Origin of the sequence: Klebsiella oxytoca, from assembly GCF_009707385.1 — a bacterium.
GTDB lineage: Bacteria > Pseudomonadota > Gammaproteobacteria > Enterobacterales > Enterobacteriaceae > Klebsiella > Klebsiella oxytoca_C.
In genome coordinates this window covers 3,152,629-3,177,548 of sequence record NZ_CP046115.1, presented here as the reverse complement: position 1 = coordinate 3,177,548, position 24,920 = coordinate 3,152,629, and the positions used below count along the sequence as shown (strand labels likewise).

Annotated in this window: 25 protein-coding genes, 1 other RNA gene and 1 other annotated feature; of the genes, 17 read left to right on the top strand and 9 right to left on the bottom strand. The window is 52.7% G+C overall.

The genetic code is table 11. From position 1 onward, the window contains the following. The first annotated feature begins 145 nt into the window (after window positions 1–145). Window positions 146–874 carry a TonB system transport protein TonB gene (gene tonB, locus GJ746_RS14810; RefSeq protein ID WP_195908865.1) on the top strand — a complete coding sequence of 243 codons (729 nt, stop codon included), beginning with the start codon at window positions 146–148 and terminating at the stop codon, window positions 872–874. A gap of 19 nt (window positions 875–893) precedes the next feature. Here tonB and GJ746_RS14805 read toward each other — a convergent pair whose 3' ends face one another. From GJ746_RS14805 to pfkB, 3 genes are all read right to left on the bottom strand, one after another. Then, window positions 894–1,766 (bottom strand): fructosamine kinase family protein, encoded by an 873-nt coding sequence (locus GJ746_RS14805; RefSeq protein ID WP_154680894.1) that lies wholly within the window; start codon window positions 1,764–1,766, stop codon window positions 894–896. Window positions 1,767–1,873: 107 nt separating this feature from the next. After that, window positions 1,874–2,158, bottom strand: a complete 285-nt coding sequence (gene ghoS, locus GJ746_RS14800) for a type V toxin-antitoxin system endoribonuclease antitoxin GhoS (RefSeq protein WP_154680893.1) — start codon at window positions 2,156–2,158, stop codon at window positions 1,874–1,876. Between the two features lie 92 nt (window positions 2,159–2,250). Beyond that, on the bottom strand, window positions 2,251–3,183 hold the full coding sequence (pfkB, locus tag GJ746_RS14795; RefSeq protein ID WP_154680892.1) for a 6-phosphofructokinase II: 933 nt from the start codon (window positions 3,181–3,183) through the stop codon (window positions 2,251–2,253). A 280-nt stretch (window positions 3,184–3,463) separates the two neighbouring features. Here pfkB and GJ746_RS14790 point away from each other — a divergent pair, with 280 nt between their 5' ends. The 11 genes from GJ746_RS14790 (at window position 3,464) to btuC (ending at window position 13,526) form a co-directional block, all read left to right on the top strand. Then, window positions 3,464–4,222: a YdiY family protein gene (locus tag GJ746_RS14790; protein ID WP_154680891.1), complete on the top strand. Its 759-nt coding sequence runs from the start codon at window positions 3,464–3,466 to the stop codon at window positions 4,220–4,222. A gap of 271 nt (window positions 4,223–4,493) precedes the next feature. After that, on the top strand, window positions 4,494–4,727 hold the full coding sequence (locus GJ746_RS14785; RefSeq protein ID WP_154680890.1) for a hypothetical protein: 234 nt from the start codon (window positions 4,494–4,496) through the stop codon (window positions 4,725–4,727). 452 nt (window positions 4,728–5,179) lie between these two features. Further along, window positions 5,180–7,108, top strand: coding sequence for a threonine--tRNA ligase (gene thrS / locus GJ746_RS14780; RefSeq protein WP_004102966.1), 1,929 nt, complete (start codon window positions 5,180–5,182; stop codon window positions 7,106–7,108). A gap of 3 nt (window positions 7,109–7,111) precedes the next feature. Continuing rightward, window positions 7,112–7,654, top strand: coding sequence for a translation initiation factor IF-3 (gene infC, locus GJ746_RS14775; RefSeq protein WP_052746887.1), 543 nt, complete (start codon window positions 7,112–7,114; stop codon window positions 7,652–7,654). Window positions 7,655–7,750: 96 nt separating this feature from the next. Continuing rightward, window positions 7,751–7,948, top strand: a complete 198-nt coding sequence (gene rpmI / locus GJ746_RS14770; RefSeq protein ID WP_001124225.1) for a 50S ribosomal protein L35 — start codon at window positions 7,751–7,753, stop codon at window positions 7,946–7,948. A gap of 50 nt (window positions 7,949–7,998) precedes the next feature. Further along, window positions 7,999–8,355, top strand: coding sequence for a 50S ribosomal protein L20 (gene rplT / locus GJ746_RS14765; protein WP_004102963.1), 357 nt, complete (start codon window positions 7,999–8,001; stop codon window positions 8,353–8,355). Window positions 8,356–8,473: 118 nt separating this feature from the next. Further along, window positions 8,474–8,599: a sequence feature (Phe leader region), on the top strand. Further along, window positions 8,479–8,523 (top strand): pheST operon leader peptide PheM, encoded by a 45-nt coding sequence (pheM, locus tag GJ746_RS14760; RefSeq protein ID WP_001386830.1) that lies wholly within the window; start codon window positions 8,479–8,481, stop codon window positions 8,521–8,523. It overlaps the preceding feature by 45 nt. Window positions 8,600–8,752: 153 nt before the next feature. Beyond that, the gene (gene pheS, locus GJ746_RS14755) at window positions 8,753–9,736 is read left to right on the top strand and encodes a phenylalanine--tRNA ligase subunit alpha (RefSeq protein ID WP_004134066.1); all 984 of its coding nucleotides are present in this window, start codon (window positions 8,753–8,755) and stop codon (window positions 9,734–9,736) included. A 15-nt stretch (window positions 9,737–9,751) separates the two neighbouring features. Further along, window positions 9,752–12,139, top strand: coding sequence for a phenylalanine--tRNA ligase subunit beta (pheT, locus tag GJ746_RS14750; RefSeq protein ID WP_154680889.1), 2,388 nt, complete (start codon window positions 9,752–9,754; stop codon window positions 12,137–12,139). Between the two features lie 4 nt (window positions 12,140–12,143). Next, window positions 12,144–12,443, top strand: a complete 300-nt coding sequence (gene ihfA / locus GJ746_RS14745) for an integration host factor subunit alpha (protein WP_154680888.1) — start codon at window positions 12,144–12,146, stop codon at window positions 12,441–12,443. Between the two features lie 96 nt (window positions 12,444–12,539). After that, the gene (btuC, locus tag GJ746_RS14740; protein WP_154680887.1) at window positions 12,540–13,526 is read left to right on the top strand and encodes a vitamin B12 ABC transporter permease BtuC; all 987 of its coding nucleotides are present in this window, start codon (window positions 12,540–12,542) and stop codon (window positions 13,524–13,526) included. A 25-nt stretch (window positions 13,527–13,551) separates the two neighbouring features. On the opposite strand, the gene GJ746_RS14735 is transcribed toward btuC, so the two are convergent. Beyond that, window positions 13,552–14,352 carry a MetQ/NlpA family ABC transporter substrate-binding protein gene (locus GJ746_RS14735; RefSeq protein ID WP_154680886.1) on the bottom strand — a complete coding sequence of 267 codons (801 nt, stop codon included), beginning with the start codon at window positions 14,350–14,352 and terminating at the stop codon, window positions 13,552–13,554. 225 nt (window positions 14,353–14,577) lie between these two features. Between GJ746_RS14735 and GJ746_RS14730 the strand changes: the two genes are divergently transcribed. The 4 genes from GJ746_RS14730 (at window position 14,578) to selO (ending at window position 18,024) form a co-directional block, all read left to right on the top strand. Continuing rightward, window positions 14,578–15,129: a glutathione peroxidase gene (locus tag GJ746_RS14730; protein WP_154680885.1), complete on the top strand. Its 552-nt coding sequence runs from the start codon at window positions 14,578–14,580 to the stop codon at window positions 15,127–15,129. Beyond that, window positions 15,129–15,878, top strand: coding sequence for a vitamin B12 ABC transporter ATP-binding protein BtuD (gene btuD / locus GJ746_RS14725; protein ID WP_154680884.1), 750 nt, complete (start codon window positions 15,129–15,131; stop codon window positions 15,876–15,878). The genes GJ746_RS14730 and btuD overlap by 1 nt, the downstream gene beginning before the upstream one ends. A gap of 81 nt (window positions 15,879–15,959) precedes the next feature. Then, window positions 15,960–16,424, top strand: coding sequence for an NlpC/P60 family protein (locus tag GJ746_RS14720; RefSeq protein WP_154680883.1), 465 nt, complete (start codon window positions 15,960–15,962; stop codon window positions 16,422–16,424). A 157-nt stretch (window positions 16,425–16,581) separates the two neighbouring features. Next, on the top strand, window positions 16,582–18,024 hold the full coding sequence (gene selO / locus GJ746_RS14715; protein WP_154680882.1) for a protein adenylyltransferase SelO: 1,443 nt from the start codon (window positions 16,582–16,584) through the stop codon (window positions 18,022–18,024). A gap of 34 nt (window positions 18,025–18,058) precedes the next feature. On the opposite strand, the gene hemP is transcribed toward selO, so the two are convergent. The 3 genes from hemP to GJ746_RS14700 all read right to left on the bottom strand — a co-directional run bounded on the left by hemP (window position 18,059) and on the right by GJ746_RS14700 (window position 20,434). Continuing rightward, window positions 18,059–18,238, bottom strand: a complete 180-nt coding sequence (gene hemP / locus GJ746_RS14710) for a hemin uptake protein HemP (RefSeq protein ID WP_160886036.1) — start codon at window positions 18,236–18,238, stop codon at window positions 18,059–18,061. Window positions 18,239–18,399: 161 nt separating this feature from the next. Continuing rightward, complete coding sequence (gene aroH / locus GJ746_RS14705; protein ID WP_154680880.1) at window positions 18,400–19,446, bottom strand: 3-deoxy-7-phosphoheptulonate synthase AroH; 1,047 nt, start codon at window positions 19,444–19,446, stop codon at window positions 18,400–18,402. 154 nt (window positions 19,447–19,600) lie between these two features. Next, window positions 19,601–20,434 carry a pyruvate, water dikinase regulatory protein gene (locus GJ746_RS14700; RefSeq protein WP_004102943.1) on the bottom strand — a complete coding sequence of 278 codons (834 nt, stop codon included), beginning with the start codon at window positions 20,432–20,434 and terminating at the stop codon, window positions 19,601–19,603. A gap of 342 nt (window positions 20,435–20,776) precedes the next feature. On the opposite strand from GJ746_RS14700, the gene ppsA reads away from it, so the two are divergent. Next, the gene (ppsA, locus tag GJ746_RS14695; RefSeq protein WP_154680879.1) at window positions 20,777–23,155 is read left to right on the top strand and encodes a phosphoenolpyruvate synthase; all 2,379 of its coding nucleotides are present in this window, start codon (window positions 20,777–20,779) and stop codon (window positions 23,153–23,155) included. A gap of 73 nt (window positions 23,156–23,228) precedes the next feature. On the opposite strand, the gene rprA is transcribed toward ppsA, so the two are convergent. Together rprA and ydiK are read right to left on the bottom strand one after the other, a co-directional pair. Next, an RNA gene (rprA, locus tag GJ746_RS14690) (antisense sRNA RprA) lies at window positions 23,229–23,336 on the bottom strand. Window positions 23,337–23,633: 297 nt separating this feature from the next. Next, window positions 23,634–24,755: an AI-2E family transporter YdiK gene (ydiK, locus tag GJ746_RS14685; RefSeq protein WP_154680878.1), complete on the bottom strand. Its 1,122-nt coding sequence runs from the start codon at window positions 24,753–24,755 to the stop codon at window positions 23,634–23,636. Between the last annotated feature and the right edge of the window lie 165 nt (window positions 24,756–24,920).

Below are 24,920 nucleotides of genomic sequence, written 5' to 3'. Positions count from 1 at the left end.
CTATCCTCAGCATGCCACGTCCCGAAGGCTTTTTGTCAGAAAAGAGAGCAAATTTTGATACAGGCTAACAACCCTAGTTGAATATGATTGCTATTTGCATTTAAAATCGGGGCATCATTTTTCAACAGAAACGACTATGAGCGCAATGACCTTTGATTTACCTCGCCGCTTTCCGTGGCCTACGCTACTGTCCGTGGTTATTCACGGCGGTGTTGTCGCGGCGTTGCTCTATACATCGGTACATCAGGTTATTGAACGGCCTTCACCATCGCAGCCCATTGAAATTACAATGGTAGCCCCGGCAGATTTGGAACCGCCGCAGGCGGCACAGCCGGTAGTTGAACCCGTTGTTGAACCGGAACCAGAACCTGAGCCGGAAGTGCTCCCGGAACCGCCAAAAGAGGCGCCGGTTGTTATCCACAAACCGAAACCCAAACCGAAGCCAAAGCCTAAACCGAAGCCGGAAAAAAAGGTTGAACAACCGAAGCGTGATGTGAAACCGGCGGAAACGCGCCCGGCTTCGCCGTTTGAAAATTCAAATACCGCCCCCGCGCGCACTGCGCCCACGACTTCGACCGCTACCGCCAGACCAACCGTGACGGCACCCAGCGGGCCTCGGGCGTTAAGTCGCGGAGAGCCGACCTATCCGGCTCGTGCGCAGGCGCTACGTATTGAGGGAAGTGTGCGGGTCAGGTTTGATGTTACGCCAGAGGGGCGCGTGGATAACGTGCAGATCCTCTCTGCCCAGCCTGCCAATATGTTTGAGCGTGAAGTGAAAAGCGCCTTACGTAAATGGCGTTATGAAGCGGGTAAACCGGGGACCGGGATCACTATGACCATTCAGTTCCGTATGAAGGGCGTACAAATCAGCTAATGAGCAAAAGCGAGGCCCCTTACGGGGCCTTCTCCATTAACACATCATCAAGCGCTTTCTGTGCTGTTACCAGGTGTTGCCCACCAAACAATATTGCCCGATTCAACAACGTATATAGTTGGTAAATGGGCTGTCGTTCGAGAAAACCGGCAGGCAGTGGTGAAACCGACTGATAACCATCATAGATTTGCGGCGGCTGTTCCGGATGAAGCGGAAGCATGGCCAGATCGCACTCGCGATCTCCCCAGTAGCAGGCCGGGTCGAAAATGTAAGGCCCTTTTGGCCCGAGAGCGCAGTTTCCCGACCATAAATCACCGTGGAGCAGCGATGGCTGCGGCTGATGGTTGCTCAGTAACTGCTGTACGGTGTCGACAATGCTATCTATATCTCCAAAATGCAGCCCTTTCTCAGCGGCGAGTTCCAGCTGCCAGCCTATACGCTGCTCGGCAAAAAACGTGGACCAGCGTCGCTGCCAGGCATTGGGCTGGGGAGTGGTGGAAAGGTCGTTGTCAAAGTCCAGACCAAACTGCGGTTGATCGCTCCACTGATGCAAATGGGCTATTTGCTGTCCTAGCAAGAAAGCGCTATGCGCATCCAGCGGACGAGGGGGAAGATATTCCATGACCAGAAAACTGTAATCCCGATCGCTACCTACGGCAAAAACCTGGGGTACATTCACAGTCTTGCTTCGTGACAGTAGTTCAAGCTGGTCTGCCTCGGCTGTGAAGATGGGTAAAAGTTCGCGTTCATCGCATTTTACGAAGTAATCCCGCCCGCCATAACGTAAATGCCAGGCCGCGTGGATCTCCCCACCAGGGAGTTCGTTTCGCAGTTCGATTTCAGCGGCTTCGGTATGCCACTCGCTTAACAAATTGCTGATAGCTTGCCACATGCTGTCTCTCCCCATGTTTTCCAACATTTCATAAGGTTAGCGCATAATGCCGGCGTAAAACTCGAACTGACGCACAACTGGAACGTTTTACGTAGCGCTAATCGCACTTATTGAGCGTTTACCCACTCACTGAATCTGCTGACGCTGACTTCGACGGGTCTTCCCAGCGCGGTTTCAGCTAAACCTGTGCTTAAGGCTTTAACTTCTTCTGCATTATGCACAGAAAGAAGACCAAAAGTATTGGTTCCGAGTTCATGGGGAGTCCCTTCGTCGTCATTTAACACAAGGGTAAATCCAGCGCGAGTGAGGTGATTACTGAGTTCGTTAATTTCTGTTAACGTTTCTTCATGAAAACTAACCGTGACGACCCAGGCATTAATTTCGCTACTCATTTTTCACCCCATTGTTATCCATGGCATTTTCAGCATAGACCATCAGGCTGATTTGGCGACTCCCTCTGGAGAGGCAGAGGGAGTGAAGGGGATTAACCACCACGCAGGTAATCGTAAATTTTTTGCGTATTTTCCAGCGAACAAAGGCGGGTGCCCTGGTTTATTGTCGCCGCGCTTCCCGCAGCAACCCCAAAGCGAACCATATCTTCAAGCGAAGCATTTTCCGCCAGCCTTAAGGTCATTGCACCGACCATGCTGTCCCCGGCGCCGACGGTACTCTGACTTTTCATCGGCGGAGGTACGACCTGGATACTGCCACCGGCGTCAACGCCAAGCGCACCCTGGGCGCCCAGGGAGACGACGACGCGCTGGACTTTGCCTGAACGAATTAACTCTTGTGCGGCGCGACGTACATCATTCGGTTGGCTCAGCTCTCTCTTTACCAGCGCACTTAGCTCTTTCTGGTTTGGTTTTACCAGTTCGATATTTCCTACATCAAGCGCAGCGGCGAGAGCATCTCCGGAACTATCAACGATACAGCGTAATCCATGCTGCTGGGCGTTTTTGACCAGCTTTGTCAGGTTATTGACGCTAATGCCCGGCGGCAGGCTTCCGCTAATAACCAGCAACGAGCCGGAGGGGAGGGCGAGGACTTTTTTCTCAAGCAGAAGGAATTCTTCCTGAGTTAAAGCGGCGCCCGGCATAACGAAACGATATTGCTCGCCGCTGGCGTTAACATGAACGTGTAGATTTTGCCGAGTCCAGTCATGGGTCTCTACTGTTTCTACCGGAACATGTTCTTCCGTTAGTAGTGACGTCAGATGTTCACCCGTCGCGCCGCCGACGGGAAATATAGCAGTGGCGCTGCCGCCAAGAAAAGTAATGGCACGCGCGACGTTAATGCCGCCTCCGCCGGGCTCAAATACCGGGGCGCTACAGCGTAGTTTCCCTTCCGGATAGATTTGCGGAGTCTGCGTCGCGCTGTCGAGTGAAGGGGCTAACGTAAGCGTATAGATTTTGGTCATCCAGTTTCCTCCATAATTCGAGTTTAGCTGCTCTGATTTTAAGCATGGCACTTAAAGGTGGGCAGGGGAAGCCGTGAGTAATATTTGCACAGATGTATCTTTATGAAATAAAGATTGTTTTGAGAAGCGTCTTATACAAAAAATGAAATAGTAATTGATTGCTAAGTTATTCGTGCTTTTTTATAATTCACCTCCTTTCCAGGAGCGGCTGTCTGCATTCCTTGCGAAAGCTCCCGGGACTGTCCCGGTCTCCTTTTATGTTGTACGGACTTAAAATTAAATGAAGCTTTTGAAGACAGTACCCGCAGCGGTTATGCTGGCGGGGGGGCTTTTTGCGTCTGCATGCGCAATGGCCGATGATTCCGTTTTTACTGTCATGGATGACCCTTCTTCTGCAAAAAAACCTTTCGAAGGTACTGTTAACGCCGGCTATCTGGCGCAGTCCGGCAATACGAAAAGTTCTTCGATGACCGCTGACTCCACGTTGACCTGGTACGGTAATACAACCGCGTGGTCACTATGGGGAAATGCCAGTAATACGTCATCAAACGATCAGCGATCTTCGGAAAAGTACGCGGTAGGCGGACGCAGTCGTTATAATCTGACCGACCAGAATTATCTTTTTGGTCAGGCGAGCTGGCTGACGGATCGTTACAATGGTTATCAGCAGCGTGATGTTTTCACGGCGGGTTATGGTCGGCAGGTTATGAACGGGCCAGTACACAGCCTGCGTTTTGAATTTGGTCCCGGCGTTCGCTATGACGAGTATACCGATGGGGACAATGACACTCAGCCGTTAGGCTATGCTTCCGGTACCTATGCGTGGCAGATGACCGACAACGCTAAATTCACGCAGGGCGTCTCGGTATTTGGCGCTGAAGATACTACGCTGAACTCAGAAAGTGCGTTAAATGTCGCGATTAATGCGCATTTTGCTCTCAAGGTGGCTTACAACCTGACGTGGAACTCAGAACCGCCGTCATCGGCGCCTGAACATACCGATCGCCGTACTACGCTATCGCTCGGATATAAAATGTAATATTTTCAGGCCGGATATACCGGCCTGATTGTTTTAAATTTAGCAATAAGTGACATTATTATTTTTGGCCTGTCGTTTTGTTTTTTATAAAAAGAAATAGCCTCCATAATTTCCTCATAATTGCTATTTTGCTGACAAATATGCAGTTAATTTGACACGAAATGATAAATATTAAGTCGGACAAAAATGTGATCTGGATCTATACTGTTCAGCACCGGCGGAAGTAACGATTCCGTTCAGTTACCTGAAACAAATAAAGAGAATGACTATTATGAGAAATAGCAAAATCGCACTCGCAGCCGTAATGCTGTGCACGCTGTCTTCTGGCGCATTTGCTGCCGCCTCCGCACCGCAACCGGGCCATAGCGATCGTACGCAAATTGGTATCGCTAAAGCGACCGATGTTGAAGCGGGATCGAACATAGCTCCGGGTTCGCAATCTACCGGGCAATCAATGAACGATGCTTTTGATGTTCATAAACTTGTTGCCGGTGAATGGTCCTGATATTTCAGGGTCATTAATAATTTCTATTTAATTATTATGCAAAGCAGCAAGCCGGGTAATGTTGTACCGGTTTTGCTTAGAGCATTTTTTGTTAAACTTGCCTTGTTTATGTGAAGTTACAAATATTCTTATACGCGTCTTGTCGCGTCGTTAACGTTTCCTTTCCCGTAGAGCGTTGAAGCAATTACGCTGCGTTGTTATCGCATCATCATTTTTCCCCCATTAACAATAACCATTTAGTCTCATGTGACTTTTATCACGCAGTAATGATGTGTAAACTAACAGACGGTGTTATCAACAGGCGGCTGCAGGTGGGCAGGCTTCGGTGAACGGGCGTGCACATATTTTCGCAGAGTGAAGCGGGAACTGGGTCTGAACTTGTTGATAATTATGATTATATTGTTTTGTATGTGCTCTTTCGTGCGGGGCACCACTGCAAATAAGGACATGAAATGCCTGTAATTACGCTTCCTGATGGCAGCCAACGCCATTTTGATCATGCTGTGAGCCCGATGGATGTCGCTCTGGATATTGGCCCCGGTCTGGCGAAAGCTACCATCGCTGGCCGCGTCAACGGTGAGCTGGTCGACGCCTGTGACTTAATTGAAAACGACGCGACGCTCTCTATCATCACCGCGAAAGATGAAGATGGTCTTGAGATTATTCGCCACTCCTGTGCGCACCTTTTGGGACATGCAATTAAACAGCTGTGGCCAAATACCAAAATGGCGATCGGCCCGGTTGTCGACAATGGTTTTTACTATGATGTCGATCTGGACCATACCCTGACCCAGGAAGATATCGACGCGCTCGAAAAACGTATGCACGAGCTCGCCGAAAAGAACTACGACGTCATTAAGAAGAAAGTCAGCTGGCACGAAGCGCGTGAAACCTTCGTGAAGCGCGGTGAAAGCTATAAAGTTTCCATTCTTGATGAAAACATTGCCCATGATGACAAACCCGGTTTGTACCATCATGAAGAATATGTCGACATGTGCCGCGGGCCGCACGTGCCGAATATGCGTTTCTGTCATCACTTCAAACTGATGAAGACCGCTGGCGCCTACTGGCGTGGCGATAGCAACAATAAAATGCTGCAGCGTATTTATGGTACCGCATGGGCGGATAAAAAAGCGCTGAACGCCTATCTGCAGCGTCTGGAAGAAGCCGCTAAGCGCGATCACCGCAAAATCGGTAAACAGCTCGACCTGTATCATATGCAGGAAGAGGCGCCGGGCATGGTATTCTGGCATAACGATGGCTGGACTATCTTCCGCGAACTGGAAACTTTTGTGCGTTCAAAGCTGAAAGAGTACCAGTATCAGGAAGTGAAAGGCCCGTTCATGATGGACCGTGTGCTGTGGGAAAAAACCGGCCACTGGGACAACTATAAAGATGCGATGTTTACCACTTCTTCCGAGAACCGTGAATACTGCATCAAGCCGATGAACTGCCCGGGACACGTGCAGATCTTCAACCAGGGTCTGAAATCTTACCGCGATCTGCCATTACGTATGGCTGAATTCGGTAGCTGTCATCGTAATGAGCCGTCAGGCGCGCTGCATGGCCTGATGCGCGTACGCGGCTTTACTCAGGATGATGCCCATATTTTCTGTACTGAAGATCAGGTTCGCGATGAAGTGAACGCCTGTATTCGTATGGTCTACGATATGTACAGCACCTTTGGCTTCGAGAAAATCGTCGTCAAACTGTCTACTCGCCCGGAAAAACGCATCGGTAGCGATGAGACCTGGGATCGTGCTGAAGCGGATCTGGCCGTTGCGCTGGAAGAGAACAACATCCCGTTTGAGTATCAGCTGGGTGAAGGCGCGTTCTACGGTCCGAAAATTGAATTTACCCTGTATGACTGCCTCGATCGTGCATGGCAGTGCGGTACTGTACAGCTGGACTTCTCTCTGCCGCAGCGTTTAAGCGCCTCCTATGTAGGCGAAAATAACGAACGGCAGGTTCCGGTAATGATTCACCGCGCAATTCTTGGTTCGCTGGAGCGCTTTATTGGCATCCTGACCGAAGAGTTTGCGGGCTTCTTCCCGAGCTGGCTTGCGCCAGTGCAGGTTGTGGTCATGAATATTACTGATTCTCAGGCTGAATACGTTAACGAATTGACGCGTAAACTACAAAATGCGGGCATTCGCGTAAAAGCAGACTTGAGAAATGAGAAGATAGGCTTTAAAATCCGCGAGCACACTTTACGTCGTGTCCCTTACATGTTGGTCTGTGGCGACAAAGAGGTAGAAGCCGGCAAAGTTGCCGTGCGTACCCGTCGTGGCAAAGACTTGGGCAGCCTGGACGTAAATGAAGTTATCGAGAAGCTGCAACAAGAGATTCGCAGCCGCAGTCTAAAACAACTGGAGGAATAAGGTATTAAAGGCGGAAAACGAGTTCAAACGGCACGTCCGAATCGTATTAATGGCGAGATTCGCGCCCTGGAAGTTCGCTTAACTGGTCTGGAAGGCGAAGCTTTGGGTATTGTGAGTCTGAGAGAAGCAATCGAAAAAGCTGAAGAAGCTGGAGTAGATTTAGTTGAAATCAGCCCTAACGCCGAACCGCCAGTTTGTCGTATCATGGACTACGGCAAGTTCCTTTATGAAAAGAGTAAGTCTTCTAAGGAACAGAAGAAAAAGCAAAAAGTTATCCAGGTTAAGGAAATTAAATTCCGCCCCGGTACCGACGATGGCGATTATCAGGTAAAACTCCGCAGCCTGATTCGCTTTCTGGAAGATGGCGATAAGGCCAAGATCACGCTGCGTTTCCGCGGTCGTGAGATGGCCCACCAACAGATCGGTATGGAAGTGCTTACGCGCGTTCGTGACGATCTGAGTGAACTGGCAGTAGTCGAATCCTTCCCAACGAAGATCGAAGGCCGCCAGATGATCATGGTGCTCGCTCCTAAGAAGAAACAGTAAGGCCTTCAAGTAGCAATGTCTGGGGAGCCTGTGGGTTCCACAGATATTGTTCGCCTACGTTTCGTTTATTAACAATGCGAAGTGGAAGTTATTAAAATGCCAAAAATTAAGACCGTACGCGGTGCTGCTAAGCGCTTCAAAAAAACCGGTAAAGGTGGTTTTAAGCACAAGCACGCTAACCTGCGTCACATTCTGACCAAAAAAGCTACTAAGCGTAAACGTCACCTGCGTCCGAAAGCCATGGTTTCCAAAGGCGATCTGGGCCTGGTAATCGCGTGCCTGCCGTACGCATAAGTCGTTAACCCTTTTAACTTTTTAATTAGAATAGATACAGGAGAGCACATATGGCTCGCGTAAAACGTGGTGTAGTTGCCCGTGCACGTCACAAGAAAATTTTGAAACAAGCTAAAGGCTACTACGGTGCGCGTTCTCGCGTATACCGCGTTGCCTTCCAGGCTGTTATCAAAGCTGGTCAGTACGCTTATCGTGACCGTCGTCAGAAAAAGCGTCAGTTCCGTCAACTGTGGATTGCGCGTATCAACGCAGCAGCACGTCAGAACGGTATTTCTTACAGCAAATTCATCAACGGCCTGAAAAAAGCCTCTGTTGAAATCGACCGTAAGATCCTGGCTGACATCGCAGTATTCGACAAATTAGCGTTCACCGCGCTGGTCGAAAAAGCGAAAGCAGCACTGGCATAAGCCAGTTGAAAGAGGGAGCTAGTCTCCCTCTTTTCGTTTCAACACTATCAATACATTGACTTTTATTCGCGTAAGCTTTTCAATATTGTCCTTACGTTTTATACCAGACAAGGTAATGCAAGCATGAATGCTGCTATTTTCCGCTTCTTTTTTTACTTTAGCACCTGAACTCAGGAGGCTAGCGCGTGAAAGAAGAAACGGAAAACAGCGCCAGAAAGCCTCCCACTGTGGAGGCTTTTTTTGTATCTGAACTGGCTCGTTCTATTTCAAGCTCCAGACGAGTGGCTTGACCTGGACATTCCGACAAAGGGCGGATTTCCTGCCGTCTGCGGCTCGAAATAGTGAGAGCAAAATAATAACCATAACCGGTGTCTGCACCGACATAATGAGGAAAACCATGTCACATCTCGCAGAGCTGGTTGCCAGTGCCAAGGCAGCCATTAACGAGGCATCAGATGTTGCTGCGCTGGACAACGTCCGCGTGGAATACCTGGGTAAAAAAGGGCTCCTGACCCTTCAGATGACGACCCTGCGTGAGCTGCCTGCTGAAGAGCGCCCGGCAGCCGGCGCGGTTATCAACGAAGCCAAAGAGCAGGTCCAGCAGGCGCTTAACGCGCGTAAGACCGAGCTCGAAAGCGCAGCGCTTAACGCTCGTCTGGCCTCTGAAACTATTGATGTCTCTCTGCCTGGACGTCGCATCGAGAACGGCGGCCTGCATCCGGTGACCCGTACCATCGACCGTATCGAAAGTTTCTTCGGTGAGCTCGGCTTTACCGTCGCGACCGGCCCGGAAATCGAAGATGACTATCACAACTTCGACGCGCTGAATATTCCTGGCCACCATCCGGCACGCGCTGACCACGACACTTTCTGGTTTGATGCCACGCGCCTCCTGCGTACGCAAACTTCAGGGGTGCAGATCCGCACCATGGCTAACCAGCAACCACCGATCCGTATTATTGCGCCGGGCCGCGTGTATCGTAACGACTACGATCAGACTCACACCCCAATGTTCCACCAGATGGAAGGCCTGATAGTTGATACCAACATCAGCTTCACCAACCTGAAGGGAACCCTGCACGATTTTCTGCGTAACTTCTTTGAAGAAGATCTGCAGATTCGTTTTCGTCCGTCCTATTTCCCGTTCACCGAGCCGTCTGCAGAAGTTGACGTTATGGGGAAAAACGGTAAATGGCTGGAAGTGCTCGGCTGCGGTATGGTGCATCCAAACGTTTTGCGTAACGTGGGTATCGATCCGGAAATCTATTCCGGTTTTGCCTTCGGTATGGGCATGGAGCGTCTCACCATGCTGCGCTACGGCGTGACCGACTTACGCGCATTCTTCGAAAACGATCTGCGTTTCCTCAAACAGTTTAAATAAGGGCAGGACAGAACAATGAAATTCAGTGAACTGTGGTTACGCGAGTGGGTTAACCCGGCTATCGATAGCGAAGCGCTATCGGACCAGATCACCATGGCTGGCCTTGAGGTTGACGGCGTTGAGCCGGTCGCGGGAAGCTTCAACGGTGTTGTCGTGGGTGAAGTCGTAGAGTGCGCTCAGCATCCTAATGCCGACAAACTGCGCGTCACGAAAATCAACATCGGCGGCGAACGCCTGCTCGACATCGTCTGCGGCGCGCCGAACTGCCGCCAGGGCCTGAAAGTTGCGGTTGCAACTATCGGCGCCGTTCTGCCGGGCGATTTTAAAATTAAAGCGGCAAAGCTGCGCGGTGAACCGTCGGAAGGGATGCTGTGTTCTTTCTCTGAACTGGGTATTTCCGACGATCATAGCGGCATTATTGAACTGCCCGCTGACGCGCCGCTGGGTACCGACATCCGTGAATATCTGAAGCTTGACGATAACACCATTGAAATCAGCGTCACGCCGAACCGTGCCGACTGCCTGGGTATTATCGGCGTGGCCCGCGATGTTGCCGTGCTCAATAAGGCTGAACTGAAGGTGCCGGAAATGACCCCGGTTGCCGCGACCATCAATGACGTCCTGCCGATTCAGGTTGATGCGCCGGAAGCCTGCCCGCGCTACCTGGGCCGCGTGGTAAAAGGCATTAATGTTAAAGCGCCGACGCCGCTATGGATGAAAGAGAAGCTGCGTCGCTGCGGTATTCGCTCTATCGACGCGGTGGTTGATGTGACTAACTACGTGCTGCTCGAGCTGGGTCAGCCGATGCACGCATTCGACAAAGACCGCATTGAAGGCGGGATTGTCGTGCGTATGGCCCATGAAGGTGAAACGCTGGTCCTGCTCGACGGCTCCGAGGCGAAGCTGGACACCGATACTCTGGTTATTGCCGATCACCAGAAAGCGCTGGCGATGGGCGGTATTTTCGGCGGCGAGCACTCCGGCGTAAACGATGAAACGCAAAACGTTCTGCTGGAGTGTGCCTTCTTCAGCCCGCTGTCCATTACCGGCCGCGCACGTCGTCATGGCCTGCATACCGATGCTTCTCATCGCTACGAGCGCGGCGTGGACTCAGCGTTGCAGTATCAGGCGATGGAGCGTGCCACTCGACTGCTGATGGATATTTGCGGCGGTGAAGCTGGCCCGATCATTGACGTTACCAACGAAGCGACCCTGCCGAAGCCTGCGACCATTGTGCTTCGCCGCAGCAAACTGGATCGCCTGATTGGCCATCACGTTGAGGATGCGCAGGTTAGCGACATTCTGCGTCGTCTGGGCTGTGACGTTACCGAAGGTCAGGACGAATGGCAGGCCGTGGCGCCGAGCTGGCGTTTCGACATGGAGATCGAAGAAGACCTGGTCGAAGAGGTTGCCCGCGTCTATGGCTATAACAATATCCCTGATGAGCCGGTACAAGCGGGCCTGATTATGGGTTCCCACCGCGAAGCGGATCTGTCGCTTAAGCGCGTAAAAACGCTGCTTAATGATAAAGGCTATCAGGAAGTTATTACCTACAGCTTTGTTGATCCGAAAGTACAGCAGTGGATCCACGCTGGTGAAGAGGCGTTAATTCTGCCGAGCCCAATTTCCAGCGAAATGTCGGCGATGCGCCTGTCGCTGTGGACTGGCCTGCTGGGTACGGTAGTTTACAACCAGAATCGCCAGCAGAGTCGCGTACGTATCTTTGAGAGCGGTTTACGCTTTGTACCAGATACTCAGGCTCCGCTGGGCATTCGTCAGGATCTCATGCTGGCTGGCGTGATTTGCGGTAACCGCTATGATGAACACTGGAACCTGGCAAAAGAGACCGTCGATTTCTATGATTTAAAAGGCGATCTTGAGTCAGTTCTTGACCTGACCGGCAAGCTTTCCGACATCGAATTCCGTATCGAAGCCAATAATGCGCTTCATCCGGGCCAGTCGGCTGCGATTTATCTGAAAGGTGAACGCATTGGTTTTATTGGGGTTGTTCATCCGGAGCTGGAACGTAAACTGGATCTTAATGGTCGCACTTTGGTATTTGAACTGGAGTGGAACAAGCTTGCAGACCGCGTGGTGCCTCAGGCGCGTGAAGTTTCTCGCTTCCCGGCGAACCGTCGCGACATCGCCGTTGTCGTTGCAGAAAACGTTCCCGCAGCCGATGTTTTAGCCGAGTGTAAGAAAGTTGGCGTAAATCAGGTAGTTGGCGTAAACTTATTTGACGTGTACCGCGGTAAAGGCGTGGCGGAAGGCTTCAAGAGCCTTGCGATTAGTCTAATCCTTCAGGATACCAGCCGTACACTCGAAGAAGAGGAGATTGCCGCTACCGTCGCCAAATGTGTAGAGGCATTGAAAGAGCGATTCCAGGCATCATTGAGGGATTGAACCTATGGCGCTTACAAAAGCTGAAATGTCAGAATATCTGTTTGATAAGCTTGGGCTTAGCAAGCGGGATGCCAAAGAGCTGGTAGAGTTGTTTTTCGAAGAGGTCCGTCGCGCTCTGGAAAACGGAGAGCAGGTAAAACTCTCCGGGTTCGGCAACTTCGATTTGCGTGACAAGAACCAACGCCCGGGCCGTAACCCGAAAACGGGAGAGGATATCCCTATTACAGCCCGGCGAGTAGTGACTTTCAGACCAGGCCAGAAGCTAAAAAGCCGTGTCGAAAATGCGTCACCCAAAGATAAATAATCTGAACTAACTAAAAAGGCCGCTATGCGGCCTTTTTTCTTTTCTTTGCCGAATACCGTAAAATCAATGATATCCCTTTCCCGGACTCAGGAATCTATGCTGACCTTTGCTCAAATTCAACGACGTCGTAGCCGGCGCTGGCTGGCGGTATTAACGTTGCTGTTGCTGATCACCTCGACTATCAGCCTGTGCGCTGGCGACCAGTGGATTGGCCCAACAGAATGGTTTAGCGCTAAAGGTGAGCTTTTTATCTGGCAGATTCGGCTGCCGCGCACCCTGGCCGTGCTGCTGGTGGGGGCCGCGCTGGCGCTTTCCGGGGCGATTATGCAGGCGTTGTTTGAAAATCCGCTGGCGGAACCCGGGCTGCTGGGGGTCTCAAACGGCGCTGGAGTCGGCCTGATTGCTGCCGTATTGCTGGGAAAAGGGCTGCTTCCTGGCTGGGCGCTGGGGCTCTGCGCAATCGCTGGCGCGCTGGTCATTACCTTTATTTTGCTACGCTTTGCCCGGCGGCATCTGTCTACCAGCCGTCTGCTGCTGGCGGGCGTGGCGCTCGGTATCATTTGTAGCGCGCTGATGACCTGGGCGGTCTATTTCTCTACCTCTTTCGATCTCCGTCAGCTGATGTACTGGATGATGGGCGGCTTTGGCGGCGTAGACTGGCAGCAGCTGTGGTTGATGCTGGCGCTGTTGCCGGTGCTGGCCTGGGTCTGCCTGCAGTCGCAGCCGCTCAATCTGCTGGCGCTGGGAGAGGTTTCAGCGCGCCAGTTGGGGTTGCCGCTGTGGTTATGGCGAAAAGTGCTGGTGGTCGCTACCGGTTGGCTGGTGGGGGTCAGCGTGGCGCTGGCCGGAGCAATTGGCTTTATCGGCCTGGTTATCCCGCATATTTTGCGTTTATATGGCTTGAGCGATCACCGCGTGCTGCTTCCTGCCTGCCTGTTAGCGGGGGCCAGCGCTCTGCTGGGAGCGGATATCGTCGCGCGTCTGGCGCTCTCGGCGGCTGAATTACCGATTGGGGTAGTTACCGCCACCCTGGGCGCGCCGGTATTTATCTGGTTATTATTGAGATCAGGCCGCCCGCAATGACGGGCGGCTGTAAATGGTCACTGTATTACCAGCCCTTAATCGCATCGCCTTTGTAGACTTCCGCGGCCTTATCGGCAACCTCTTTAGTCTGGAAGGCGTCTTTAAGTTCCTGAACCTTTTTACTGTCTTTATTGTCTTCGCGAGAAACAATAGCGTTGACGTATGGAGAGTCAGGGCCTTCCATAAATAAGCCATCGCGAGCCGCTGACAAACCGGCCTGAGCAGAAAAATTGGTGTTAATGATAGACAGCGCGACATTCGGATCGTCAAGCGTACGGGTCAGCTGCGGAGTGTCGACTTCGACAATTTTCAGCTGTTTCGGGTTATCGATGATATCCAGCGTCGTTGGCAGATAGCCGGTACCATCTTTCAGTTTGATTAAGCCTTGCGCCTGTAGCAGCAGCAGGCTGCGGCCAAGGGTTGTCGTTTCGTTAGAGATAGAAACCGTCGCACCGTCAGGGAGTTCGCTGATATTTTTGATTTTCTTAGAGTAGGCGGCAATCGGGAAGACAAAGGTTTTACCAACGATGGCAAACTTATAGCCGCGCTCTTTTGACTGAGCCTCAAGGTAGGGCAGGGTCTGAAACGCGTTCGCATCAACGTCTTTATTGTTTAAGGCTTCGTTCGGCAGAACATAATCATTAAATGAGATAACCTCTACGTTGAGGTTATATTTCTCTTTGGCCACCTGTTCTACGACTTTCCAGATAGCCTCGTCCGGGCCGGTATTAATCGCGACCTTAATTTTATTATCTTCATCCGGCGAGCACGCTGACAGCAGCGCGACGGAGGCGGCAATTAATACCGTGCTAAACATCTTCTTCATCAATAAAACTCTCTCAGATTAACAATTAACGAAACACTATTACATCCACTCACCACTGTACACTGAATTACCCCGTCCCGGTGTTGAGATGAATTCATGTTGCGCAGTCTGTTACATCAAGAGACACTCCTGGTTGATTCAAAGTACAATGACCCGGTGTGAATCCGCTACAGTAGATAGGGATCACCTGAAGCAGAAACCGGTTTTATTCACTGAGGGAAGGCTATGCAACACGATATTCTCAATACTGAAGTCACCACTATCGAGGGTGAAAAAACGACGCTTGCACCCTGGGCGGGGAAAGTGCTGTTAATTGTTAACGTCGCTTCAAAATGCGGTCTGACGCCGCAATATGAGCAGCTGGAAGCGTTGCAAAAAGATCTCGAAGGCGAAGGTTTCAGCGTACTTGGCTTTCCGTGCAACCAGTTTCTTGGACAGGAGCCCGGCAGCGAAGAAGAGATTAAAACCTTCTGCAGCACCACCTACGGCGTAACCTTCCCTCTGTTCAGCAAAATTGATGTCAACGGTGAACATCGCGCGCCTTTGTATCAAAAGCTGGTTGATGCCGCGCCGCAGGCCGTCGCTCCTGAGGGCAGCGGTTTCTATGAGCGCATGGCCAGTAAAGGCCGCGCGCCGCTGTATGTTGACGACATTTTATGGAACTTTGAAAAATTCCTGATTGGCCGCGACGGCCAGGTTATCGGCCGCTTCTCCCCGGATATGACGCCGGATGATCCGCAGCTGGTGGCCGCAATTAAAGGAGCCTTAGCGCAATAATGCCGTTTTTGATGCAGCTACAGGATGTAGAAGAAGCTGGAAGGCTGGCGCCGTTTTCAGCAGATATCCGGCCGGGAGAGATTATTCATCTGGTGGGGCCAAACGGCGCGGGGAAAAGCACGCTGCTGACGCGTATGGCGGGACTCTCTGGCGGTCCGGGGCTTGTGACGCTGAATGAACGTTCCCTGAGCGACTGGCCGGCGCAGGAGCTGGCGCGCCATCGTGCCTATTTGTGCCAGCACCAGATGCCGCCTTTTGCCATGCCGGTCTGGCATTACCTGTTGCTGCATCTGCAGAATGATGAACAAAACGGACTGTTGAAGAACATCGCGGAGAAACTGGGCCTCGGGGATAAGCTTGGGCGTCAGGTAAACCACATCTCTGGCGGGGAGTGGCAGCGCGTACGCCTGGCGGCGGTGATCCTGCAGATTCATCGCCGGGCGAATCCAGCCGGGCAATTACTTCTGCTGGACGAGCCGATGAATAGCCTTGACGTGGCGCAGCAGGCCGCGCTCGATCGATTATTGAGCGAACTCTGTGCATCCGGAATTGCCATCGTGATGAGCAGCCACGACCTGAATCATACTTTGCGACATGCCCATTGCTCCTGGCTTATCTGTCAGGGAAAGACCGTCGCTTGCGGCAGCACCGTTGAGGTACTGAGTGAAGAGAACTTAACCGCCGCCTACGGGATGGACTTTCAGAGAGTCGAGGTGGCGGGTCATCTTATGCTCGTTGCGTCACAGTAGCACGCAGCAAGCTTGTCAGTGAATTGATAAACAAGCTAAATTATGCTGATAACAGGATAGGGAACAGAGGATTCGTCTGAGATGCGTTTCTGGTTCGTTTTGGTTGTAGCGTTATTTCTCGCAGGATGCAGCAGCCATCGGGCACCGCCGCCAAATCCGCGGCTTGCTGATTCGATTACCGTTGTTGCCAACCTGCATGAGCAATTAAGGAACTGGCGGGGAGCGCCGTACCGCTATGGCGGGATGTCGCCACGCGGCGTTGATTGCTCAGGTTTTGTACTGATGACCTTCCGCGATAAGTTTGCGTTGCAGCTGCCGCGCGAAACCCGCGAGCAGGCGGAAATTGGCACGAAAATCGATAAGAGCGAACTGCTGCCGGGCGATCTGGTGTTTTTCAAGACCGGTTCCGGAGAGAGCGGTCTGCACGTCGGTATTTACGACACTGATAACCAGTTTATTCACGCTTCAACCAGCCAGGGCGTGACGCGTTCATCGCTGAACAATGTGTACTGGCGTAAAAACTTCTGGCAGGCGAGAAGGATCTAGTCCGGCATTTTCTCAGGCGAGGCCTGATATCGAGGCCCGGTCAGGCATTAGTCGCCACCGGGCACCCTTTATTCCCACCGGCTTTTATAGTAATCCCCCTGAAATTCCTCCGTGTTAATAACTTGTTGAAAGCACTACACTGAAGGCAGGAGGAACCATGACCCTGTCTTTTACTACCCACTGGCGTGATGAACTGCCGGATTTTTACACTGCATTAGCCCCCACGCCGCTGGAGAACGCGCGCCTTGCCTGGCATAACGCGTCGCTGGCGCAAGAGCTGGGCATTCCCGAGTCGTTGTTTAACCTCGACAAGGGCGCTGGCGTTTGGGGCGGTGAAACGCTGCTGCCGGGCATGTCGCCGCTGGCGCAGGTCTACAGCGGTCACCAGTTCGGCTCGTGGGCCGGGCAGCTTGGCGATGGACGCGGCATTTTGCTGGGCGAACAGCAGCTGGCGGATGGACGCCGCTTCGACTGGCATCTGAAAGGAGCCGGGCTGACTCCCTATTCGCGAATGGGAGACGGTAGGGCGGTGCTGCGTTCGACCATTCGCGAAGCTCTGGCCTCGGAAGCGATGCATGCGTTGGGTATTCCCACCACTCGCGCGCTGTCGATAGTCGTCAGCGATACGCCGGTATACCGTGAAACCGTTGAACGTGGGGCGATGCTGATGCGCCTCGCGGAAAGCCACGTACGTTTCGGCCATTTTGAGCACTTTTACTACCGCCGTGAGCCGAAAAAGGTACAGGAGCTGGCGGACTATGTAATTCGTCACCATTGGTCGCATCTGCAAGACGAAGCGGATAAATATATTTTATGGTTCAGTGACGTCGTCAAACGAACGGCCGGGATGATTGCCAGCTGGCAAACGGTCGGTTTTGCCCACGGCGTAATGAACACCGATAATATGTCGATCCTTGGGCTGACGATGGACTACGGACCGTACGGTTTTCTCGATGATTTCCAGCCGGGATTTATCTGTAACCATTCTGATTATCAGGGGCGCTACAGCTTTGATAATCAGCCAGCGGTGGGATTGTGGAACCTGCAACGTCTGGCGCAGACCCTCTCGCCTTTTATCAGCGCTGAGGCACTGAACGGCGCGCTGGATAGTTACCAGCATGCGCTGCTGACGGCGTATGGCCGCCGTATGCGCGACAAGCTGGGGCTGTTCACGCAGCGGCAAGGAGATAACGAGCTACTGGACGGCCTGTTTGCTTTGATGGAGCGTGAAGGCTGCGACTACACGCGGACGTTCCGGATGCTGAGCGCCAGCGAGCAGGAGAGCGCCGCCACGCCGTTACGCGATGAATTTATTGACCGCGACACGTTCGATCGCTGGTTTGCCGACTATCGCGCACGCCTGCGTGATGAACAGGTCGACGATGCGCACAGGCAGTCACATATGCGCAGCGTGAATCCGGCGATCGTGCTGCGTAACTGGCTGGCACAGCGGGCGATTGAGCAGGCGGAGCAGGGAGATATGAGCGAGCTGGAGCGTCTGCATAACGCATTATCTCAGCCTTTTGCCGATCGGACGGATGATTATAGTCACCGTCCTCCTGACTGGGGAAGGCGTCTTGAAGTGAGCTGCTCAAGCTAATGATAATGCTCCCTGCCTTTATCGGCGGGGAGCATTATTTGGTCAGGATCAGCTTCCCTGAATGGGTCTGACGCAGCAGATAGCGCTGTCCGCCGTGTTCAATTACCACCCGTCCTTCGCTGCCTAATAACGTTCGGCTGCTTATCTCTTTGTCCGTCGGGACAGGATACGGAGCATTGTCTTTAGTTTTTTCTGCTGTGGCAGTGTTATCCATACGCGTCATAGCACTAAAAATAAAAATCAAGGTAACAATGATAATCATTATCAATAATGTTGTTTTTCACAGCAAGCATTATTTATCGAAATACCAGATTTAGCGGGGGGCGTTAGGACAGTCGGGAAATACCCCCGCCGCTGTTTCGGCGGGGAAGGGAACTACAGGCGGGTGGCGGTTGCGGCGGCTAATTCGTCCAGCAGGCGTTCGCTGTCTTTCCAGCTGAGGCAGGGATCGGTAATCGATTGTCCCCATGTTAACGGCTGGCCTGCGACGACTTTTTGCGTGCCTTCCTCGAGGAAGCTCTCTGCCATAATCCCGGCGATGGCGGTTGAGCCTGCGCGGATCTGCTGGCAGATATCGGCGCAAACATCCAGCTGACGGCGATGCTGTTTTTGGCAATTGCCGTGACTGAAATCAACCACCAGCTGTTCAGGAAGGTCAAACTCAGCCAGTGCGTCCCCGGCAGCCGCGATATCGGCAGCGTGGTAATTCGGCTTTTTACCTCCGCGCATAATAATATGGCCGTATGGGTTACCGCTGGTCTGATAGATAGTCATTTGTCCCTGTTTATCCGGAGACAGGAACATATGGCTGGCGCGGGATGCGCGGATAGCGTCAACGGCAATGCGCGTATTGCCATCGGTACCGTTCTTGAAGCCCACCGGACAGGAGAGCGCGGAGGCCATTTCGCGATGGATTTGGCTTTCTGTGGTGCGCGCGCCGATGGCGCCCCAGCTTATCAGGTCAGCAATAAACTGCCCGGTCACCATATCGAGAAACTCGGTGGCGGTCGGTACGCCAAGCTGGTTCACCTGCAGCAGCAGGCTTCGCGCCAGCTCAAGGCCGTGATTCACCCGATAGCTACCGTTGAGGTCCGGGTCGGAGATTAGCCCCTTCCAGCCGACCACGGTACGCGGCTTCTCAAAATAGGTGCGCATCACGATTTCCAGCTGCGGCTGATAGCGTTCGCGCATTCCCTGCAGGCGGTGCGCATATTCCATCGCCGCATCAATGTCGTGAATGGAACATGGACCGATCACTACCAGCAGGCGGCGATCTTCTCCGTTGAGTATTTTCTCGATTCGGCGGCGTGAGGCGGAGACATGTGCTGCAACATCGGCAGACACAGGGTGGCGTTGCGCCAGTTCCGCAGGCGTTACCAGGCTTTCAATGCGCGCGGTACGCAATTCGTCTGTTCTATTCATTAGGGTCTCAAAAATCTGTTTCTTCCGCGGCGAAAATGCCGGGAAGTGATGCGCATCACGATAAACCAATCCCTGCTTATTGCAAGAGCAGGGCATGATCCTGTAAAGGCCACGGGTGATAGCATAAACAAATTTTTGATATCGTACTAGTGTGTTAGTACATTCTGCGGCTTAATCCCATTATATCCATGATTTTAGTGGCGATCTCTTCGACGGAATAATTGGTGCTGTTCAGGCAGGGTATCTTGTTTTTACGATACAGCGCTTCAACTTCGGTCACTTCCATCCGGCACTGGCGCATGGAAGCGTAGCGGCTGTTTTCCCGTCGTTCTTCGCGGATGGCCGCCAGTCGTTCTGGATTGATAGTTAAGCCGAATAATTTGTGCTGTAGCGGTTTAAGCGATGCCGGAAGAATCAGATTGTCCATATCATCGGCGATAAACGGATAGTTGGCGGCGCGGATCCCATACTGCATCGCCAGGTACAGGCTGGTGGGCGTTTTACCGCAGCGTGAAACGCCGAGCAGGATCACCTGAGCCTGATCGAGGTTACGCAGCGAAATTCCGTCATCGTGGGCAAGGGTGTAATCGATAGCGGCGATGCGCGCGTCGTATTTGTTCAGGTTACCCGGCGTCAGGCCGTGGGTGCGGTGAGCAATAGGCGTCGGATCGAGGCGTAGCTCCTGCTGCAGAGGGGCCACCAGCGCCTGGACGATATCCTGACAAAAGCCCTCGCTTTGTACGATGATATCGCGGATTTCCGGCAGAACGATGGAATAGAACACTAGCGGGCGAATACCGGTTTGCTGGAAAATCGCGTCAATTTGCTCCTTCACGGCGCGCGCGCGGCTGATATTTTCTACAAACGGCAGGGTTACGCTGCTGGTGGCAACCGGGAATTGCGACATGACCGCATGGCCCAGAACCTCTGCCGTAATAGCGGTACCGTCGGATATATAAAATACGTGGCGATCTACAGCACTTTCCATTTTGACCATCCGGTATAATGAGTTTAATTGTCTGAAAGCTGATATTAAATTTAAGCATATCGCTCCAGGCTTTGTCTCAAATTTAAAAAATGAAACGCTATTTTTATTTTTAATGAAAAGGTCAGTTCATTTTTAGCAACTGCGTATCTTTTGTATCAAATTCCAGCAGATTTTAGAAGAATCATTAGCTTAGCTATATCCGGAAAAGAATCCTAAAAAAGAAAAAATAATTTGCTTGAACGATTCACCGTTTCTTTCAGCTGGATAAATATGTCAGGATAAATCTTGTAGTCGATCGTGAATTATTTATCACTGGTATTAAATCACAAAAGGATTGTCTCGATGTCCAACAATGGCTCGTCACCGCTGGTGCTTTGGTATAACCAACTCGGCATGAATGATGTAGACAGGGTTGGGGGCAAAAATGCCTCCCTTGGTGAAATGATTACAAATCTGTCGGGTATGGGTGTTTCCGTACCGAACGGATTTGCCACCACCGCTGATGCCTTTAATCAGTTTTTGGACCAAAGCGGCGTAAACCAGCGCATTTATGAACTGCTGGATGAAACCGACATTGACGACGTTTCCGCATTAGCGAAAGCGGGCGCGCAGATCCGTCAGTGGATCATAGATACGCCGTTCCAGAGCGAACTGGAAAATGCGATTCGCGATGCGTATAACCAGCTGTCGGCCGACGACGCTGAGGCCTCCTTTGCCGTGCGCTCCTCCGCGACGGCGGAAGATATGCCGGACGCCTCCTTCGCCGGTCAGCAAGAGACATTCCTTAACGTGCAGGGCTATGACGCCGTGCTCGTCGCGGTGAAGCACGTGTTTGCTTCGCTGTTTAACGATCGCGCAATTTCCTACCGCGTGCATCAAGGATACGATCACCGCGGCGTGGCGTTATCCGCCGGGGTGCAGCGGATGGTGCGCTCCGATCTGGCATCGTCAGGCGTGATGTTCTCCATCGATACCGAATCCGGTTTTGATCAGGTGGTGTTTATTACCTCCGCCTGGGGCCTCGGCGAGATGGTGGTGCAGGGCGCGGTGAACCCCGATGAGTTCTACGTCCATAAACCGACGCTGGCAGCGGGTCGTCCGGCTATCGTGCGCCGCACCATGGGGTCGAAAAAGATCCGCATGGTTTACGCGCCAACCCAGGAACACGGCAAGCAGGTGCAGATTGAAGATGTGCCGCAGGCGCAGCGTGACGTTTTCTCGTTAACCGATGCGGAAGTGCAGGAGCTGGCTAAGCAAGCGGTACAAATCGAGAAACACTACAAACGCCCGATGGATATCGAATGGGCGAAAGATGGCCATACCGGTAAACTGTTTATTGTGCAGGCGCGTCCGGAAACCGTGCGTTCGCGCGGCCAGGTCATGGAGCGTTATACCCTCCATGCGCAAGGACAGATTATCTCCGAAGGGCGTGCTATCGGTCATCGCATTGGCGCGGGGCCGGTGAAAGTTATTCACGATATCAGCGAAATGAACCGCATTGAACCAGGCGACGTACTGGTTACCGACATGACCGACCCGGACTGGGAACCGATCATGAAGAAAGCGGCGGCGATCGTCACCAACCGCGGCGGGCGTACCTGCCATGCGGCGATTATCGCGCGTGAGCTGGGGATCCCGGCGGTGGTTGGCTGCGGTAACGCAACCGATCGCATCCAGGAAAACCAGAACGTGACCGTCTCCTGCGCCGAGGGCGATACCGGCTACGTATATGCCGAAATCCTCGACTTCAGCGTTAAGAGCTCCACCGTTGGCGATATGCCGGAGCTGCCGCTGAAGATCATGATGAACGTCGGTAACCCGGATCGCGCTTTCGACTTTGCCTGCCTGCCGAACGAAGGTGTGGGCCTGGCGCGCCTGGAGTTCATCATTAACCGCATGATCGGCGTACACCCGCGCGCGTTACTGGAGTTCGACGATCAGGAGCCGGGCTTGCAGAACGAAATTCGCGAGCTGATGAAAGGCTACGACTCGCCGAGAGAGTTTTACGTCGGTCGCCTTACTGAAGGGATCTCAACCCTGGGGGCGGCATTCTTCCCGAAACGGGTGATTGTTCGTCTGTCCGACTTTAAATCGAACGAATACGCCAATCTGGTTGGCGGCGAACGTTATGAGCCGGAAGAAGAGAACCCGATGCTGGGCTTCCGCGGCGCCGGACGCTATGTTTCGGAAAGCTTCCGCGACTGTTTCGCGCTGGAGTGCGAAGCGGTTAAGCGGGTGCGTAACGACATGGGGCTAACTAACGTCGAAATCATGGTGCCGTTTGTCCGTACCGTGGCGCAGGCCAAAGCGGTGGTTGAGGAGCTGGAACGCCAGGGTCTCAAGCGCGGCGAAAACGGCCTGAAGCTGATTATGATGTGTGAAATCCCATCGAATGCGCTGCTGGCTGACCAGTTCCTCGAATACTTCGACGGTTTCTCTATTGGTTCCAACGATATGACTCAGCTGGCGCTGGGGCTGGATCGCGACTCCGGCGTAGTTTCCGAACTGTTCGATGAGCGTAACGAAGCGGTGAAAGCGCTGCTGTCGATGGCTATCCGCGCGGCGAAGAAACAGGGCAAGTACGTGGGTATCTGCGGACAGGGCCCGTCGGACCACGAAGATTTTGCCGCCTGGCTGATGGAAGAGGGGATCGATAGCCTTTCCCTGAACCCGGATACCGTGGTGCAAACCTGGCTGGGTCTGGCGGAACTGAATAAGTAAGTTTTCGCCTAAAAATATTTCATCCCCGTCAGCAGTGGCGGGGATTTTTTGTTTTTGGGGAGGCCGATTTCGGGCAAAAAAAAGCCCATCGTGGGAGATGGGCAAAGACTACACACAGCAATTCGTTGTTTCACTCAGGGGATTTCCATGCTTATAAATCAAGGCGTTGATTTATAACCGTGAGGTAATACTAGGCACTGAGGCTTTTTGCGTCGATCGGATTCCTCTCAATAGTTAAATTGAGGTAAAGAATCTGCGAAGGAAATGTGGTTTCCACCAGCAAGGAAAGGGAGGCATAGTGGAAAATATATTAGTTTTGTTTAAGTGTATGCGGGCCTTCCGTGATAGCGTGCCGTTTGTGCGAAGCGAATAACCTAACTCAATGAAATTGCAGTGTTTGTAGACTAAGCCAGATGCTGGCCGCCTTGCGGCTTTAGCTGGAGCGCAATGTTAAAGGCGGGTTTCCCCGCCTTCTCTTTTACTTCTCCAGCGGGGCTCGGTTATTCAGCTCTCTGAGTTCCTCAAGCACCAGATCGGGATCTTTTGGCGGCGGCGGGGCTTCATTCACCCACGCGTCGTACAGGCGCCACGACACGGCCAGCAGGACCGGACCAATGAACAGCCCAATCATGCCGAATGCCACCAGGCCGCCGATAACGCCGGACAGGATCAGAATCATCGGCAGGTCAGCGCCCATCCGAATCAGCAACGGGCGGATAAAGTTATCCATAGTACCCACCACGCAGCTCCAGACCAGCAGTATGGTCCCCCAGGTCGTGTCGCCGCTCCAGTACAGCCAGATAATCGACGGTACCAGCACCAGTAAAGGCCCCAGCTGGACGAGGCAGGTGAAGATCATCACTACGGTGAGCAGCGCCGCGTAGGGTACGCCGCTGACCGCAAGACCAATACCGCCCAGCACCGCCTGGGCCAGGGCGGTGACGACTACCCCCAGCGCCACGGCGCGAATCGCCTGGCCGGCGAGGATCACCGCCGCGTCGCCGCGTTTGGCAGCCAGACGGGTGGCGAAATGGCGGAACCCGTAGGCAACCTGTTCGCCGCGCCAGTACAGCAGGGCGCTAAATAGCAGCATCAGGCCGCAGTAGACCAGCAGCTTACCGATATGGGCCGCCTGACCAACAAACCAGGTTGTGGTGGTGCCAAGATAGGGGCGAATTTTGGTCATAATTGCCGTTCCGCCCATCTCCAGCAAATTATGCCAGCCGGTATAAAGCTTATCGCCGATTAGCGGAATGGTGTTTAACCACGCCAGATCCGGCGGCGTGAAGTTGCCGCTGGTAATCACTTTTATCAATGGCACGCTATTATCGACCAGGCTGTTGACCAGCAGCGCAATGGGGATGACGAAGAGTAAAAACAGCAGCAGCGTCATCACCAGCACGGCCAGCGCCCGCTTACCAAAAAGCAGGCGCTGCAGGCGCAAAAGTACCGGCCAGGTTGCGATAACAACGGTGCCGGCCCAGGCAAATGACAGGATAAATGGCTGCACAACCCACAGGCAGGAAATAATAATCAGGGACAAAAACAGCACCGACAGCAGAACTTGCGGTATGTCCCGGGGCTGATTGGGGTTAATCATAGTGAAATTTTACCTTTGCAATCGCGTCAAAAGGCTGACGCAGCGTAATTCCATGTACTGATAATAATATCAATAAGTTCGCGCGCCTGATTTTGCGCTTAATTCTGGCGGGCGCATATGAAAAAAATGTGATAAAAAGTTGAGTGCGTCACGCAAACGATTAAT

Bases quoted from the DNA above. Each gene is read 5' to 3' on its own strand.
- ihfA (WP_154680888.1), top strand. From the start codon at position 12,144: ATGGCGCTTACAAAAGCTGAAATGTCAGAATATCTGTTTGATAAGCTT.
- pfkB (WP_154680892.1), bottom strand. From the start codon at position 3,183: ATGACCAAAATCTATACGCTTACGTTAGCCCCTTCACTCGACAGCGCG.
- GJ746_RS14735 (WP_154680886.1), bottom strand. From the start codon at position 14,352: ATGAAGAAGATGTTTAGCACGGTATTAATTGCCGCCTCCGTCGCGCTG.
- ghoS (WP_154680893.1), bottom strand. From the start codon at position 2,158: ATGAGTAGCGAAATTAATGCCTGGGTCGTCACGGTTAGTTTTCATGAA.
- GJ746_RS14790 (WP_154680891.1), top strand. From the start codon at position 3,464: ATGAAGCTTTTGAAGACAGTACCCGCAGCGGTTATGCTGGCGGGGGGG.
- pheT (WP_154680889.1), top strand. From the start codon at position 9,752: ATGAAATTCAGTGAACTGTGGTTACGCGAGTGGGTTAACCCGGCTATC.
- ppsA (WP_154680879.1), top strand. From the start codon at position 20,777: ATGTCCAACAATGGCTCGTCACCGCTGGTGCTTTGGTATAACCAACTC.
- GJ746_RS14730 (WP_154680885.1), top strand. From the start codon at position 14,578: ATGCAACACGATATTCTCAATACTGAAGTCACCACTATCGAGGGTGAA.
- GJ746_RS14700 (WP_004102943.1), bottom strand. From the start codon at position 20,434: ATGGAAAGTGCTGTAGATCGCCACGTATTTTATATATCCGACGGTACC.
- hemP (WP_160886036.1), bottom strand. From the start codon at position 18,238: ATGGATAACACTGCCACAGCAGAAAAAACTAAAGACAATGCTCCGTAT.
- btuD (WP_154680884.1), top strand. From the start codon at position 15,129: ATGCCGTTTTTGATGCAGCTACAGGATGTAGAAGAAGCTGGAAGGCTG.
- GJ746_RS14785 (WP_154680890.1), top strand. From the start codon at position 4,494: ATGAGAAATAGCAAAATCGCACTCGCAGCCGTAATGCTGTGCACGCTG.
- tonB (WP_195908865.1), top strand. From the start codon at position 146: ATGACCTTTGATTTACCTCGCCGCTTTCCGTGGCCTACGCTACTGTCC.
- aroH (WP_154680880.1), bottom strand. From the start codon at position 19,446: ATGAATAGAACAGACGAATTGCGTACCGCGCGCATTGAAAGCCTGGTA.
- GJ746_RS14805 (WP_154680894.1), bottom strand. From the start codon at position 1,766: ATGTGGCAAGCTATCAGCAATTTGTTAAGCGAGTGGCATACCGAAGCC.
- GJ746_RS14720 (WP_154680883.1), top strand. From the start codon at position 15,960: ATGCGTTTCTGGTTCGTTTTGGTTGTAGCGTTATTTCTCGCAGGATGC.
- rpmI (WP_001124225.1), top strand. From the start codon at position 7,751: ATGCCAAAAATTAAGACCGTACGCGGTGCTGCTAAGCGCTTCAAAAAA.
- selO (WP_154680882.1), top strand. From the start codon at position 16,582: ATGACCCTGTCTTTTACTACCCACTGGCGTGATGAACTGCCGGATTTT.
- thrS (WP_004102966.1), top strand. From the start codon at position 5,180: ATGCCTGTAATTACGCTTCCTGATGGCAGCCAACGCCATTTTGATCAT.
- btuC (WP_154680887.1), top strand. From the start codon at position 12,540: ATGCTGACCTTTGCTCAAATTCAACGACGTCGTAGCCGGCGCTGGCTG.
- rplT (WP_004102963.1), top strand. From the start codon at position 7,999: ATGGCTCGCGTAAAACGTGGTGTAGTTGCCCGTGCACGTCACAAGAAA.
- pheS (WP_004134066.1), top strand. From the start codon at position 8,753: ATGTCACATCTCGCAGAGCTGGTTGCCAGTGCCAAGGCAGCCATTAAC.
- ydiK (WP_154680878.1), bottom strand. From the start codon at position 24,755: ATGATTAACCCCAATCAGCCCCGGGACATACCGCAAGTTCTGCTGTCG.